Below are 15,361 nucleotides of genomic sequence, written 5' to 3'. Positions count from 1 at the left end.
CCTAGCCGCCCTGGGCCGCACCGGCGGCCGACGGGGTCGACGTGGTGGGCTTGCCCGGCTTGCCCGTCGGCGACGCGGTGTCCGTCGGCGTCGACGAGGGCTGCTGCGTCGGGCACAGGCCCAGCAGGCAGCTGTTCGTCGGGCCGGGCTGGGTCTTGGTCGAGTGGCTCGGCTGGGGGGCCGGGCAGTCGACGCCCGGGACGCAGGCGCCGCCCTGGGTGGGCTGCGGGGGCTGCGGCTGGCTGCCGGTCGACGGGGGCTGGTTGTTGGTCGGCGCCTGGGTGGGCGGCGCCGACGGGGTGTCGGTCATGGTCGGCGTGGCGGTGGCGGTCGGCGAGACCGGGGCGCCCGAGGAGTCGACCTCGGAGCCGATCGGGGTCGGCGCCGGGAAGTCCAGCTTCTTCTCGTTCGCCAGTGCGGCCTTCATGTACAGGGTGAAGATGCTGGTGGGGATGTCACCACCGTGGATCGACTCCTTGCCGCCGGTGCCGTTGAGCGAGAGCCGCACATGGTTGCTCGGGTCCTCGCGCCACATCGCGACGCTGGTGGCCAGCTGCGGGGTGTAGCCGACCCACCAGGCCGACTTGTTCTGGTCGGTGGTACCGGTCTTGCCCGCGACCGGGCGGCCGAGGTCCTTGCTCTTCGAACCGGTACCGTTCTTCGCCACGTTGACCAGCACGTCGGTGACGTTGTCGGCGACCGGCGCCTCCAGCGCCTGCTTGGTCTGGGGCTTGGTGAAGGCCGGCTTCTCGACGCCGTTCACCTCGACCTTGGTCACCGAGTAGGGCTCGGCCTCCTTGCCGCTGGCCGCGAGCGTGCTGTAGGCGGTGGCCATCCGGATCGGGCTGATGGTCGAGGTGCCGAGCGGGAAGGTCGCGGTCTTCGGGTCGGCCAGGCTCTCCTTCTTGATGCCCATCTGCACGGCCATGTCCGCCACGTTCTGGCCGCCGACGTCCTGGTTGAGCTGGACGAACGGCACGTTGTACGACCACTGCATGGCCTGGCGCAGCGAGACGTAGCCGTGCTTGCTGGAGTCCTCGTTCTTCTGCCGGTACGGCTTGCCGTCGTCGCCGATCACCAGCGAGCCGTCCGGCTTGCGGATCTCGGACATGTCGTCGGCGAGGTAGCGGCTGTCGGCGTTGATCCGCTTCGCCTTGCCGCTGTCGTCCTTCGCGGTCTGGACGCCGACCTGCATCGCGGTGGCCAGGACGAAGGGCTTGAAGGTCGAGCCGACCTGGACGCCGGTGGCCTCGGCGTTGTTGTCGAAGTGGCCGTTCTCCACGCCGTCACCGCCGTAGATCGCGACGAGCGCGCCGTCGCCGGGCCGGATGCTGGCGGAGCCGAACTGGATGAACTTGTCGTTGTCGGGACGCTTCTGCGGGTCGAGCGTCGCGGCCTTGACGTCGTCGACGGCCTTCTTCAGGGCGTCGACCTTGTCCTTCTCGAAGGTCGTGTAGATCTTCAGGCCGCCCTTGTCGATCATCTGCTGGGTGATCGACGGGTCCTTGGTGGTGACGTACCGGTTGGCGGTGTCGACCAGGTAGCTGATCTCGCCGTTCATGTTCGACGAGACCTTGCGCTGGACCGGGTCGGGGAACGCGGTGCACTTGGCGCGCTCCTCGGGGGTGACGGCCTTGATCTTCACCATGTTGTCGAGGATCCACGACCACCGCCCCTGGGCCCGCTCCTTGTTGTTCGGGTTGGTGGGGTCGTAGTACGCCGCGCCCTTGAGCAGGCCCGCCAGCATGGCGCTCTGGCAGAGGTTGAGGTCCTTGGCGTCCACGTTGTAGTACGCCTGGGCCGCGGCCTGGGCGCCGTTCGCGCCGCGGCCGAACCAGCTGGTGTTCAGGTAGCCCTTGAGGATCTCGGGCTTGCCGATCTGCTGGTTGAGCTTCAGCGTGATGAAGAACTCCCTCAGCTTGCGGCTGAGGGTCTGCTCCTGGCTCAGGTAGGCGTTCTTCACGTACTGCTGGGTGATCGTCGAGGCGCCCTGGGTCTCGCCGCCCTTCGCCATGTTGTAGACGGCGCGGAGCATGCCCTTGGGATCGATGCCGTTGTCGTTGTAGAAGTCCTGGTTCTCCGCCGCGATGACGGCGTTCTGCAGGTTGGGGCTGATGTCCTTGAGCTCGACGATCTGACGGTTCGTCTCGCCCTTGCGGACCATCTCCGTATTGTCGGCCCAGTAGTAGATGGTGTTCTGGTCCTTCACCAGGTCGTTCAGCTTGGGGACCTCGGTGGTCTGGTACATGTAGAACACCAAGCCCACGAAGCACGCGAAGAACAGCAGGAAGCCGCTCAGCCACACGCGCCACGACGGCAGCCAGCGCCTGATGCCGGTCTTGCCGTAGCGCGGGTAGTCGATGAAGCGCTTCTTGCCGGGCCCGGCCGCTGCGGCAGCTGCCGCAGCAGCACCGCCCCGGCCGCCCTTGCCCTTCTTCTGGGCGGCCTTGCGCATCTCGGCCCTGGTCATCCGCGGCTGCTGAGCGGTGTCCCGGACGCCCGCGGGCCGGCGCCGGCCGAGCCCTTGCGAGCTCAGCTCGTCCGGTCCGGGCCCACCCCGGCGGGCTCCGTCACCCGGAGGCTGCTGCCCCTCTCCACCCGGGCCGGGCGTCCTCCGCCGTCGTTCGCTCATGTTCCAGCCACTCCTCGCCAGGCGGTTCCAGCCTGAAGGCAGGGTTCACGTTCGATGCCCGCCAACCGCCCTGCTCCAGGAGGTGGTCCTCGTGCACACGCGACAGCGTACGCAGACCTGAAATGCACCTAATCGGGCATCAATCGCCAATTGCCACAAAAGGGCAGCAGATCATTACACGCCCGTTGCCAACCATCCCCGCGCGTCGGCTTGTGATCACATTCACGCGTGCCCCCCTTGCCCGTTCGGAAGGCCAGGTTTACTGTTCTCGATATATCGAGCCGATACATCGAAGCGGCATACCGCCCGACACGGCGGCCGGACACCGGCCGGAGGGAAGGAGGACGACGGCATGGGCAGGCGCTCAGGAGTGCTGGAGTTCGCCGTCCTCGGCCTGCTCCACGACGCCCCGATGCACGGCTACGAGCTGCGCAAGCGGCTCAACATCCTGCTCGGCACGTTCCGCGCCCTCTCCTACGGAACGCTCTACCCCTGCCTGAAGAGCCTGGTCGCCCAGGGTTTCCTGGTCGAGGACAACCCGGACGTCGAGTACGTCCCGGCGACGGCGCTCAACGGCAAGCGGTCCAAGATCGTCTACCGGCTCTCCCCCGAGGGCAAGCAGCGCTTCGAGGAGCTGCTCGCCGACTCGGGCCCCGACGCATGGGAGGACGAGCACTTCGGCGTCCACTTCGCGTTCTTCGGCCAGACCGACCGGGCCGTGCGGATGCGCGTCCTGGAGGGCCGCCGCAGCCGCCTGGAGGAGCGCCTGGAGCGGATGCGCAACTCGCTGGCCAGGGCCCGCGAGCGGTTCGACGACTACACCATCGAGCTGCAGCGGCACGGACTGGAGTCGGTGGAGCGCGAGGTCCGGTGGCTCAACGAGCTGATCGAGACCGAGCGGGCCAACCGCACCGGCCGGACCGGGCCCGCCACCGGCGGCAGCCCCGCCGCCACACCCCCCAAGACTTCGGACGGCCGTGGCCGGGAGACCGGGTCCCCCGACCCGTCCGGGCCACCGTACGACCGCCCGGGGCGCTCCGCCCAGGAGCGCTGAGCCCGCGTCAGCCACGCGGCAGGAGTGGGCGCCTCGCGCCCGTACAAGCAGTCATTCGAAGAAGCAGGACGAGTGCCGCCGATCCCGGCGGCCCTCATGAGATCACAGGGAGCAACCGGAATGGGTTCGGTTCGCGTAGCCATCGTGGGCGTGGGCAACTGCGCCGCGTCGCTGGTGCAGGGTGTCGAGTACTACAAGGACGCCGACCCGGCCGGCAAGGTCCCCGGCCTGATGCACGTCCAGTTCGGTGACTACCACGTCCGTGACGTGGAGTTCGTCGCCGCGTTCGACGTCGACGCCAAGAAGGTCGGCTTCGACCTGGCCGACGCCATCGGCAACAGCGAGAACAACACCATCAAGATCTGCGACGTGCCGCCGACCGGCGTCACCGTCCAGCGCGGCCACACCCTCGACGGCCTGGGCAAGTACTACCTGGAGACCATCGAGGAGTCCGACGAGGCCCCGGCCGACGTCGTCCAGGTCCTCAAGGACAAGCAGGTCGACGTCCTGGTCTGCTACCTGCCCGTCGGTTCCGAGAAGGCGGCCAAGTTCTACGCCCAGTGCGCCATCGACGCCAAGGTCGCCTTCGTGAACGCCCTGCCGGTGTTCATCGCGGGCACCAAGGAGTGGGCGGACAAGTTCACCGAGGCCGGCGTGCCGATCGTCGGTGACGACATCAAGTCCCAGGTCGGCGCCACCATCACGCACCGCGTGATGGCGAAGCTGTTCGAGGACCGCGGTGTCATCCTCGAGCGCACCATGCAGCTGAACGTCGGCGGCAACATGGACTTCAAGAACATGCTCGAGCGCGAGCGCCTGGAGTCGAAGAAGATCTCCAAGACCCAGGCCGTCACCTCGCAGATCCGCGACCGCGAGCTGGGCGCCAAGAACGTCCACATCGGTCCCTCGGACTACGTGGCGTGGCTGGACGACCGCAAGTGGGCGTACGTCCGCCTCGAGGGCCGCGCGTTCGGTGACGTCCCGCTGAACCTGGAGTACAAGCTCGAGGTCTGGGACTCCCCGAACTCCGCCGGTGTCATCATCGACGCCGTGCGCGCCGCCAAGATCGCCAAGGACCGCGGCATCGGCGGCCCGATCCTCTCCGCCTCCTCGTACTTCATGAAGTCGCCGCCGGTGCAGTACTTCGACGACGAGGCCAAGGAGAACGTGGAGAAGTTCATCCGCGGCGAGGTCGAGCGCTGAGCGCTGAGTTGATGTGACGGTGCATAACCGTCCATAGCTCCTCGGAAGGGCCCACGATCACGGGATCGTGGGCCCTTCACCGTTTCCCGGCGAATGTTTCACGTGAAACCTCGACCGGTTCCGTGGCACTCTGGGCGGGTGGCGATCACCGAGAACGGCAGCACCCACCAGTCCGCGCAGCGCGCCACGCTCCTCCAGCTGCTCCGGGGCCGGGACTTCCGCAGACTGCTGACCGCCCGGGTGCTCTCCCAGCTCTCGGACGGCGTCTTCCAGGTCTCGCTGGCCGCCTACGTCGTGTTCTCCCCGGAGAAGCAGTCCTCCCCCGCCGACATCGCCTCGGTGCTGGCCGTGATGCTGCTGCCGTTCTCCGTGATCGGACCGTTCGCCGGCGTCCTGCTGGACCGCTGGCGCCGCCGCCAGGTGCTCTACTTCGGCAACCTGGCCCGCTTCGGGCTGGGCCTGGTGACCGGGGTGCTGCTCCTGGCCGAGGCGCCGACCTGGCTGTTCTTTGCCTCGGCGCTGCTGGTCACGGCACTCAACCGGTTCATCCTGGCGGGGCTGTCCGCCGCCCTGCCCCGGGTGGTGCGCCAGGAGCAGCTGGTCACCGCCAACGCGCTCTCCCCCACCCTCGGCACCGTCGCCGCCGCCCTGGGCGGGCTCATCGGCTTCCTGCTGCACCAGGTGATGACGCCCGGACCGAAGGCCGACGCCGCGCTCGTCACGGTGGCCGCGGTGCTCTACCTGTCGGCCGCGCTGGCCGCCCGCCGGATGCACCGCGACCTGCTCGGCCCCGAGCACCACCCCGACCGTCCGGCGCTCGGCCAGGCGCTCGTCCGGGCCGCGGTCGAGCTCGGCGCCGCCGTCCGCCACCTGGTGCGGGACTGCCGGCCCGCCGTGCACGCGCTGGCCGCCGTGACGGCGGCCCGGTTCTGCTACGGCGTGCTGATCGTCGTCGTGGTGATGCTCGCGCGGTACACCTTCAACGACCCGGCCGACAGCGCGGCCGGGCTGGTCACCCTCGGCCAGGCGGTCGGCCTGTCCGCCGCCGGGTTCTTCATCGCCGCGGTGGTCAGCCCGTGGTGCTCCCGCCGGCTCGGCCTGGCCGGCTGGATGACGGCCTGCCTGGTGGCGCCGGTGGTGTTCGTCCCCGCGCTCGGGCTGAGCTTCTCGCTGGTGCCCTGCCTGGCGGCCGCGCTGCTGCTCGGGGTGGTCACCCAGGGCACCAAGATCTGCGCGGACACCGTGGTCCAGGAGTCCGTCGAGGACGACTACCGCGGCCGGGTGTTCGCCATCTACGACGTGCTGTTCAACGTCGCCTTCGTGGCCGCCGCCGTGGTCACCGCCCTGGTGCTGCCGCTGTCCGGGCGGTCGGTCGTGGTGGTCGTCGGGGTGGCGGCGGTGTACGCGCTGTCGGCGCTCCTGTACTTCCGCGCGGCCCGGCGGCACGGGCCGCTGCCCGGTGACCAGGTCTCCTGAGGTTCCGCGGGGGCTCGAAACCGGGGGCGTCACAGAGGGTCGCTAAGGTACGTCAGACCTGTCGGAGCGACAGCATTCGGTCACGGGGGACTACCTGATGAGCACACCGCCCGGCCCTTACGGGCCTCCGCCGCAGTACGGGCCGCCCCCGCCGGCCCCACAGTACGCCGCGCCGCCCGGCTACGGGGCGCAGCCGTACGGTCCGCCGCCCCCGCAGGTGCCCGCCCAGCCGGGCCCGCCCGGCTACGGACCGCCACCCGCGTACGGGGCGCCGCCACAGCCGTACGCCGGGCCGCCGCAGCCGGCCCAGCCGTACCCGCCCGCGGGGCCGTACAACTACCCGCAGCCCGCCCCGCCGGTCGCCAAGCGCACCACCCGTTCGAAACTGAAGGCCGTCGGTGTGCTGATCGCCGCCGCCGTGGTGGGCGGCGGCTACCTGTACGGCGGCCCGAGCGTCAGCAGCGCCAAGCCCGGCGACTGCGTCCGGGTGAGCGGCACGCGCGACGTCGAGATCGTCAAGTGCACTGACAGCAAGGCGAATTACCGAGTCCTGTCGAAGTTCGAGGACACCACCGACGTCAGCCGCTGCCGGCAGACGCCGCAGTCCACCGGCGCCGTCTCCGGCAAGAGCGGCCGCCGCTGGAACAAGAAGCGGTACGTGCTGTGCCTCGGCCCGCTGACGCCCGCCGGCACGCCGCCGGTCGGCGCCTCCTGACCTCCGGCCGGGCTTCCCGTCCGGCCCGTCCGACTTGTCCGTCACCGTTTCCCCCGGGGGACCCCTTGTCCGTTCCGCCTCCCCAGATGCCCTACGGCGCTCCGCCGCCGAACGACGCCAACCCGTACGCCGGCGGCAACCCGTACGGCCAGCCGGCCCCGCCGCCGATGAACTACGGGTACCCGCCCGCCGCGCCCGCGCCCGACCCGGCGGCGTACGGCTACGGCTACCCGGGCGGCGCCGTCCCGCAGGGCCCGGTCTGCCGCTTCTGCGGCGGCTTCCCCGCCGTGGAGACCACCGTCCGCGGCCACCAGGGCATCATCGTGGTCCTGCGGTTCCTGAAGATGCGGGGGCCGTTCTGCCGCGTCTGCGGTGACGCCACCGTGCGCGACATGTCCGCGCGGACCCTGGTCCAGGGCTGGTGGAGCTTCCTCGGCTTCCCGATGACGATCATCACGCTGCTGCTGAACCTGGGCCCCCACAACCGGCTCAAGGACCTGCCGCCGCCCGCCCCCGGCACCCACGGCCCGCAGCTCGACCCGGGCGTCCCGCTGTCCAAGCGCCCGCACATGTTCATGCTGCTGCTGCCGGTCGGCTGGATCATCACGGTGATCTCGCTGATCGCCGCGGGCGCCTTCCTCCCCAAGCCCGACCCGTACGTGTCCCACCCGATCGTCATGCCGACCGTGTCGGTGCCGCCGATGCCCAGCTTCAGCCTCCCGCCGATCCCCACGCCGACCTTCTCGCTGCCGCCGGACACCTCCGGCAAGCCGCAGGCCCCGGTCCCGGCTCCGGCGAGCATCGACTCGGCCAAGGTCGGCGACTGCCTGCGCAACGAGAACGGCACCGGGGCGACGCACGACCCGCACCCGCGGATCAGCATGCTGCCGTGCACCGACCAGCGCGCCCAGTACAAGGTGCTCTGGAAGTACCCGGCCACCTCGGACGACAAGGTCTGCGACGCGCAGCCGAAGTCCGACAGCAGCTACACCAAGGACGGCGGGACGCAGGGGCTGAGCTACGTCCTGTGCCTGCAGTCGATCCACACCTGACCGGGCACGCACGAGGGGCGGTCCCGGATGCCGGGACCGCCCTTCGTCGCGTTCGCTCAGCCCTGCTGCTGCTGCTGCTCCGCCCACCACGCGCGGAGGGCGGCCACCGCCTCGTCGTGCTCCATCGGGCCGTTCTCCAGCCGGAGTTCGAGCATGTGCTTGTAGGCCTTGCCGACCTGCGGACCCGGCTTGAGGCCGAGCAGCTCCATGATCTGGTTGCCGTCCAGCGCCGGGCGGATGGCGTCCAGCTCCTCCTGGGCCTTCAGCTCGCCGATGCGCTGCTCCAGGCCGTCGTAGGTGCGCGACAGCGTCGCCGCCTTCTTGCGGTTGCGGGTGGTGCAGTCGGAGCGGGTCAGCTTGTGCAGGCGCTCCAGCAGCGGCCCGGCGTCGGCGACGTAGCGGCGCACCGCGGAGTCGGTCCACTCGCCGCCGCCGTAGCCGTGGAAGCGCAGGTGCAGCTCGACCAGGCGCGAGACGTCCTCGGTGAGCTCCTTGGAGTACTTGAGCTCGCGCATCCGCTTGCGGGTCATCTTCGCGCCGACCACCTCGTGGTGGTGGAAGGAGACCCGGCCGTCGGACTCGAAGCGGCGGGTGCGCGGCTTGCCGATGTCGTGCAGCAGCGCGGCCAGGCGCAGGGTGAGGTCGGGGCCGTCCTGCTCCAGGTCGATGGCCTGCTCCAGGACGGTCAGCGAGTGCTCGTAGACGTCCTTGTGCCGGTGGTGCTCGTCGCGCTCCAGGCGCAGCGCGGGCAGCTCGGGCACGACGTGCCCGGCCAGGCCGGTGTCGACCAGCAGCCGCAGGCCCTTCACCGGGTGGGCGGCCAGCAGCAGCTTGTTGAGCTCGGCCTGGACCCGCTCGGCCGAGACGATGGTGATCCGCTCGGCCATCGCGGTCATCGCGGCGACGACCTCGGGGGCCGGGTCGAAGTCGAGCTGGGCGGCGAAGCGGGCGGCGCGCATCATCCGCAGCGGGTCGTCGGAGAAGGACTCCTCGGGGGTGGCGGGGGTGCGCAGGACCCGGGCCTCCAGGTCGTCGAGGCCGTGGTGCGGGTCGACGAAGCCGCGCCCGGGCAGGTCGACGGCCATCGCGTTGACGGTGAAGTCGCGGCGGACCAGGTCCTGCTCGATGGTGTCGCCGTAGGTGACCTCGGGCTTGCGGGAGGTGCGGTCGTAGGCCTCGGACCGGTAGGTGGTGATCTCGATCAGGAAGGAGCCCTGCGGGGTGTCCTTGCGGGCGCCGACCGTGCCGAAGGCGATGCCGACGTCCCAGACGGCGTCCGCCCAGCCCTTGACCAGCTTGAGGACCTGCTGCGGGCGGGCGTCGGTGGTGAAGTCCAGGTCGTTGCCGAGCCGGCCGAGCAGCGCGTCGCGCACGGAGCCGCCGACCAGCGCCAGCCGGTGCCCGGCGGCCTGGAAGCGGCGGGCGATCTCGTCGGCGACCGGCGACACCCGCAGCAGCTCTTGCAGGCCCAGCGTCTGGGCCTCGCTCAGGCCTGGTACGACCTGGGTCGCGGTGCTGGAAGGATGGGTGCGGGCGGCGGGCTCATTGGCAGTGGACACGGCTCACAAGGGTACGTGCCTGCACAGGTCAACCGCCCGCGCGTTTTCGGCGTCTCACCCCAAGACCCGCAACACCGCACCCGGGGCCGCATCGTTACCATGCCGGTGAACGAGTTCTCGGGCACCGGACAGGGGATTGCGGTGCCGCGTGCCACCACGGCCGGCCGGGCGACCGGAGGCCGCACTCGTCACGGCTGCCCCTACCCGGCTGCTTCGCACGGCTGATCCTCTCGGCCCGCGGCGGCGGTCGCGGCGACGAGCGGCGAACAGCGTCAGGCGAACAGCATCAGCAGCAGCGAGCGATCGAGAACGGCGAGGGCGAAACGAGTGAGTGAGCCGGCACGGCACTCGGGCCTGGGGGGACACGGACGGCCTGGACGGCCCGGGGATCCCGCCGACGTGCGGCGCCCCGGCCGCCGCACGGCACGGCGGCTCGCGGCCGCCCTGGGAGCCGTGCTGGCGGTGATCGCCGCCGCCCCGGCGGGCGCGCTGCCGGCCGGCGGCGACGTGCCGGCCGCGGAGGGCGCGGTCTCGCCCGAGTCCCCGGTGGTCATGACGATCGACACGGTGGCCCCCCAGGTGGCCAGCCCGAACGGCACGGTGACGATCACCGGGCACGTGACCAACGGCGGCAAGTCCGTGCTCAAGGGCGCCCACGCGGCCGTCCGCAAGCCGTCGCTGGGCAAGCCCCTGCAGCGGCGCAGCGAGCTGCAGACCGTGGCCACCCGCACCTCCCCGCTCGGCGCGGACGGCATAGAGCTGGACAGCCCGCAGTACGCGCTGCCCGAGCTCGCCCCCGGCCAGAGCCAGGCCTACACCCTCGGCGTCGCGGTCAACGACCTCCAGCTGAACGGCGACGGCGTCTACGAGCTCGCGGTGGACGCCTGGGGCTCGACCGCCGACAACCAGCACGAGCGGGCGCTGGGCATCGCCCGCACCTTCCTGACGTACAACGGGAACCCCGGCGACGCCCAGCCGACCAGGGTCGCCACCGTCTGGCCGCTGGTGCACGGTCCCGAACTGGCCGCGCAGACCACCTCCGAGAACGACCAGACGGTCTCGGTGCTGCGCGACGACAGCCTGGCCGCCGAGTTCGCCCCCGGCGGCCGGCTGTACGAGCTGGTGGACACCGGCTCGAAGCTGACCGGCCTGACCTGGACGATCGACCCGGACCTGCTGGACACCGCGTTCGCGATGACCAAGGGCTACCGGGTGCAGAAGCCGGGCACCGAGAAGGACGGCAAGCCGGCCAAGGACGACAACACCTTCGTCGGCGCCGGCCAGGCGGCCGCGACGGCCTGGCTGGAGAAGCTGCGGACCGCCGTCGCCAAGCCCGGCAACCAGGTGGTGGCGCTCCCGTACGCCGACCCGGACATCGCCTCGATCGCCCACAACGGCTCGGACCTGGGCGGCATGGGCACCGCCCTGAACAAGGCCGCGACCGCCGGCCGGCTGACCGTCGAGGGCCGGCTGTCGGTGGACACCCGTTCCGACGTCGCCTGGCCCTACCAGGGCTACCTGGACCAGCAGATCGCCGGCGTCGCCAAGCAGGCGGGCAGCGGCCTGCTGCTGGTCGACGGCGCGAGCATGCCGGAGCCGGACACGCTCAACCACACGCCGACCGCGGTGCGCCCGGTCGGCAACGGGCAGAACGCCGTGGTGGCGGACGAGACCGTCTCCGCCCTGTTCGACGGCGACCTGAGCACGCCGCAGGCCCAGACCCTGGCGACCCAGCGCTTCCTCGCCGAGACCTACGCGATCACCCACGAGCAGCCGCAGAACCAGCGCGGCCTGCTGGTCCTGCCGCCGCGCGAGCTGACCGTGGCCACCGCCAAGGTGCTGGCGGGCGCCCTCCAGACGGCGGCGAACGGCAAGTGGGTCGAGCCGGCGAAGCTGGACGCCGTGGCGCAGGCCGCGCCCGACCCCGGGGCCACCACCGCCGTCCCGGCCGCCACCGACTACCCGGCCAAGTCCCGTGCCTCCGAGCTGTCGGCGGCCGACCTGAGCGGCACCGACCGCGTCCAGTACGACCTCGACACCCTGATGCAGGTGCTCACCCTTCCGCAGCGGGTGCGCGGCCCGTTCAGCGCGGCCATGGTCCGTTCGCTGTCCACCGAGTGGCGCTCCGACGCCCGCGGGGGGAGCGCGTACCGCGACGGCGTGAAGGAGTACCTCAAGGAGCTGACGAAGGCGGTGAAGGTACCGCCGAAGACCTCGGTCACCCTCGCGGGGAACACCGGCCAGCTCCAGGTCAGCGTGCGCAACGACCTCACCCAGACGGTCACCAACCTCAGGCTCCAGCTCATCTCGCACCAGCAGAACCGGCTGTCGGTGGCCACGCAGGAGGACCTGGTCATCCCGGCCGCGCAGGGCGTCACCGTGCGGTTCCAGGCGCTGGCCCGCAGCAACGGCCCGGTCAACATGACCGCCCAGCTCTTCACCACCGGACCCGACCCGCGCCCGTACGGCGAGGCGCAGAACTTCCAGGTGGAGGTCACCTCGGTGACCAACGGGGTCCTGTACGTCTTCGCGGGCGGGGTGGTGCTCCTCCTGCTGGCCGCCCTGCGCTTCGTCCGCCAGCGCAAGCGGCGGGCCGGGCAGCCGCACGAGGACGGCGACCAGCCGATCGGCGACGCCGGGACGGGCGGCCCGGCCGGGGGGCCGGACGACGAGGACCCCGAGGACCCCGAGGACCTCGCGGACCACGCGGCCCCCGAAGGCCACGGGGAACACGAGGACGACGGGGCCCACGGCGACGGGGGCGGCTCCACCGGTGAGGATCCCGCGCAGACACCGCGCGCCAGCAGCGCCGATGGCCGGGATCGGACCTCCAGTGATGAGAAGGTTGGTCCTTGATACCGCCGACCCCGCACCCGACCGGGTCGGCCTCCCCCACGAACGCGAAGAGGTGACATGACCGGGCGCAGCGAGGAGCGGCCGCCGGGCCGCGGTGAGAACCGGCCGGGTGCCGAGTCGCCGTCCGGCGACTGGTACGTGGCCGACACCTACGCCCAGGACCCGTACGCGGCCGACGCGTACCAGGGCCCGCAGGACGGTCAGGACCCGTACGGCCTCCGGGCGGCCGGGCCCGCCGCGCCGCAGCCGCAGGCCGCCGCGTACGACGTGCCGCCGCAGCTGCCGCCGCAGGCCGGCGGCTACCCGGCGCCGGTCCCGGCGACGCCGTTCGCGCCGCCGGTGCCGCCGGTGCAGCCCGGCTGGGACACCCCGGTCGGCTGGCGCGAGCCCCGCGAGGAGGCCCCGGCGGCCGGTGGCCGGTGGGGTGCCGCGGAGCAGCCGCAGCCGCAGTGGGAGCCCGGTCCGGCGCACTCCTCCCAGTGGGACAGCGAGACCACCGAGTACGTCGGCGTGGACGCGCTGTTCGGCGGTGGCCGGACGGAGGCCGCGGCCCCGCCGTCGGCGCCCCGGCCCGCAGCCGTCCCGCCGGCCGGCGTACTTCCTGCCGCGGGCGACGTGCCGGCCCCCGCGCCGTCCGGGCCCGCGCCGTTCCCGCCCGCGGGCGGGTACCCGCAGCAGGAGGGCCGCGGCGACGCGCCGCGCCCGTTCGTGCCCCCGATCGAGTTCGACCCGCCGCTGTCCGAGGAGGAGGCCACCATGCAGGTGGCCGCGGTGGCGCTGCCGCCCGCGGTCGAGCCGCTGGAGGACCTCGCCGCCGAGGGCCACGCCGCCGAGGCGCCGCCCGCCGAGTCCGCCCCGGCGGCCGGCGGTGGCGGTGGCAAGGTCGCGAGCCTGCTGAACTCCAGCGCGATCATGGCGGCCGGCACGCTGGTCTCCCGCGGCACCGGCTTCCTGCGCACGATGGTGATCGCGGGCGCGATCGGCATCGCCGTCATGGGTGACTCGTACAACGCGGCGAACACCCTGCCGACCCTGCTGTACATCCTGATCGGCGGCGGCGCGCTGAACGCCGTCTTCGTGCCGCAGCTGGTCCGCAGCATGAAGAACGACGAGGACGGCGGCACCGCCTACGCCAGCCGGCTGCTCACCCTGGTGATGGTCGGCCTCGGCGGCGTGGTGTTCCTGGCCGTGCTCGGGGCCCCGATCCTGGTGCAGCTGATCGCACACCCGATGATGGAGAACGCCGCCCGCGCCGACACCACCGTCGCGCTGGCCCGGTACTGCCTGCCCACCATCTTCTTCATGGGCATCCATGTGGTGATGGGCCAGATCCTCAACGCCCGCGGCCGGTTCGGCGCGATGATGTGGACCCCGGTCCTCAACAACATCGTGGTGATCTTCACCTTCGCCGCCTACATCTGGGTCTACGGGGGCTTCAACACCACCCAGGTGACGCCGGAGAACATCACCCCCGAGGGCGTGCGGCTGCTCGGCCTCGGCACCCTGATCGGCCTGGTCGTCCAGTCGCTGGCGATGATCCCGTACCTGCGGGCAGCCGACTTCCACTTCCGTCCGCGCTTCGACTGGCGCGGTCACGGCCTCGGCAAGGCCGCCCGCCTCGCCAAGTGGACGTTCTTCTTCGTGCTCGCCAACCAGGCCGGCTACCTCGTCATCACCCAGCTGGCCACCGCCGCCGGCAGCGCCGCCGAGCACGGCGGCCACGGCGGCGTCGGCCTCGCCGCGTTCTCCAACGCGCTGCTGATCTGGCAGCTCCCGCAGGCCGTCATCACCGTCTCGATCATGAGCGCGGTGCTCCCCCGGCTCTCCCGGGCGGCGGCCGACGAGGACGCCGGCGCCGTCCGCGACGACCTGTCGTACGGGCTGCGCACCACCGCGGTGGCGGTCGTCCCGGCCGCGTTCCTGTTCCTGGCCCTCGGCCCGGCGATCGGCCGCTCGATCTACGCGGTCGGCGGCGGCACCGCCTCCCTGGACAACGCCACCAACGTCGGCCTGATGCTCTCCGCCTTCGCGCTCGGCCTGATCCCGTACTCGGCGCAGTACGTCATGCTGCGCGGCTTCTACGCCTACGAGGACACCCGGACGCCGTTCTCCAACACCGTCTGGGTGGCGGCCTGCCAGGCCGGCTTCTCGCTGATCTGCTGGTTCACCCTGCCCCCGCAGTGGACGGTGACCGGCATGGCCTTCGGCTACGGCCTCGCCTACGCCGTCGGGGTGACGGTCGCCGTGCCGAAGCTGAAGAAGAAGATCGGCGGGCTGGACACCAAGAGCATCGGGAGGACCTACAGCCGCCTGACCGCCGCGTGCGTCCCGGCCGCCCTGGTCGGGCTCGGCGTCAGCCTGGCGGTCCAGCGGGTGCTCGGCGGCTGGCCCGGCAGCGTCGCCTCCGTCGTCGTGGCGGGCGGCCTGCAGCTCGCCGTGTTCGTGCTCATCGCGAAAAGACTGCGGATCGAGGAGCTCAACGCCATGCTCGGCATGGTGCGCGGCCGGCTCGGCCGCTGACCCACCGCACCAACCGGCCGGACCGGCCGACACCCTGACCGGGCGTCAACCATAACGATCGGCTCACGAGCCGGTCCGGCCCGGCACCGGGCCGCCACCCGCACCGGGCCCACCCGGCCCGTCAGGTGGCGGCCCGGTGTCGGTTCTGCACCACATCTCTCCACCTTCACGCAACCGAGCGGACCCCTCAGCGGTCGTACCCGGTGGAGAAGAGTGGGCACAATTGTCCTGGAGCACAGGGCCGCCAACCCACGGGCTCCAGCGACTCTCTCAGCCGGGGCGACACAAGGGGAG

9 protein-coding genes are annotated in these 15,361 nt (G+C 71.6%); 7 read left to right on the top strand and 2 right to left on the bottom strand.

The genetic code is table 11. From position 1 onward, the window contains the following. Position 1: 1 nt before the first annotated feature. A complete protein-coding gene (locus tag AB0O00_RS00840; RefSeq protein WP_363647651.1) occupies positions 2 to 2,470 on the bottom strand; it encodes a transglycosylase domain-containing protein in 2,469 nt (822 codons plus the stop codon). 514 nt (positions 2,471 to 2,984) lie between these two features. On the opposite strand from AB0O00_RS00840, the gene AB0O00_RS00835 reads away from it, so the two are divergent. The 5 genes from AB0O00_RS00835 (at position 2,985) to AB0O00_RS00815 (ending at position 8,132) form a co-directional block, all read left to right on the top strand. Further along, positions 2,985 to 3,686: a PadR family transcriptional regulator gene (locus AB0O00_RS00835; protein WP_363647649.1), complete on the top strand. Its 702-nt coding sequence runs from the start codon at positions 2,985 to 2,987 to the stop codon at positions 3,684 to 3,686. Positions 3,687 to 3,806: 120 nt separating this feature from the next. Then, the gene (locus AB0O00_RS00830; protein WP_363647647.1) at positions 3,807 to 4,889 is read left to right on the top strand and encodes an inositol-3-phosphate synthase; all 1,083 of its coding nucleotides are present in this window, start codon (positions 3,807 to 3,809) and stop codon (positions 4,887 to 4,889) included. A 138-nt stretch (positions 4,890 to 5,027) separates the two neighbouring features. Next, a complete protein-coding gene (locus tag AB0O00_RS00825) occupies positions 5,028 to 6,365 on the top strand; it encodes an MFS transporter (protein ID WP_363647645.1) in 1,338 nt (445 codons plus the stop codon). 97 nt (positions 6,366 to 6,462) lie between these two features. Further along, positions 6,463 to 7,080, top strand: coding sequence for a hypothetical protein (locus AB0O00_RS00820; RefSeq protein ID WP_363647643.1), 618 nt, complete (start codon positions 6,463 to 6,465; stop codon positions 7,078 to 7,080). A gap of 86 nt (positions 7,081 to 7,166) precedes the next feature. Next, positions 7,167 to 8,132 carry a hypothetical protein gene (locus tag AB0O00_RS00815; RefSeq protein ID WP_363647641.1) on the top strand — a complete coding sequence of 322 codons (966 nt, stop codon included), beginning with the start codon at positions 7,167 to 7,169 and terminating at the stop codon, positions 8,130 to 8,132. 56 nt (positions 8,133 to 8,188) lie between these two features. On the opposite strand, the gene AB0O00_RS00810 is transcribed toward AB0O00_RS00815, so the two are convergent. Further along, entirely contained in the window at positions 8,189 to 9,622 is a 1,434-nt protein-coding gene (locus tag AB0O00_RS00810; RefSeq protein WP_363647675.1) for a CCA tRNA nucleotidyltransferase, read from the bottom strand. A gap of 468 nt (positions 9,623 to 10,090) precedes the next feature. Here AB0O00_RS00810 and AB0O00_RS00805 point away from each other — a divergent pair, with 468 nt between their 5' ends. Both AB0O00_RS00805 and murJ read left to right on the top strand, forming a co-directional pair. Further along, on the top strand, positions 10,091 to 12,547 hold the full coding sequence (locus tag AB0O00_RS00805) for a DUF6049 family protein (RefSeq protein ID WP_363647639.1): 2,457 nt from the start codon (positions 10,091 to 10,093) through the stop codon (positions 12,545 to 12,547). 57 nt (positions 12,548 to 12,604) lie between these two features. Beyond that, on the top strand, positions 12,605 to 15,067 hold the full coding sequence (gene murJ, locus AB0O00_RS00800) for a murein biosynthesis integral membrane protein MurJ (RefSeq protein WP_363647637.1): 2,463 nt from the start codon (positions 12,605 to 12,607) through the stop codon (positions 15,065 to 15,067). The last annotated feature ends 294 nt before the right edge of the window (positions 15,068 to 15,361 follow it).

The sequence above is a fragment of the Kitasatospora sp. NPDC093558 genome (assembly GCF_040683475.1).
Lineage (GTDB): Bacteria > Actinomycetota > Actinomycetes > Streptomycetales > Streptomycetaceae > Kitasatospora.
Note: the sequence above shows the minus strand (reverse complement) of the source record. Positions and strands in the feature narration are given on the sequence as shown.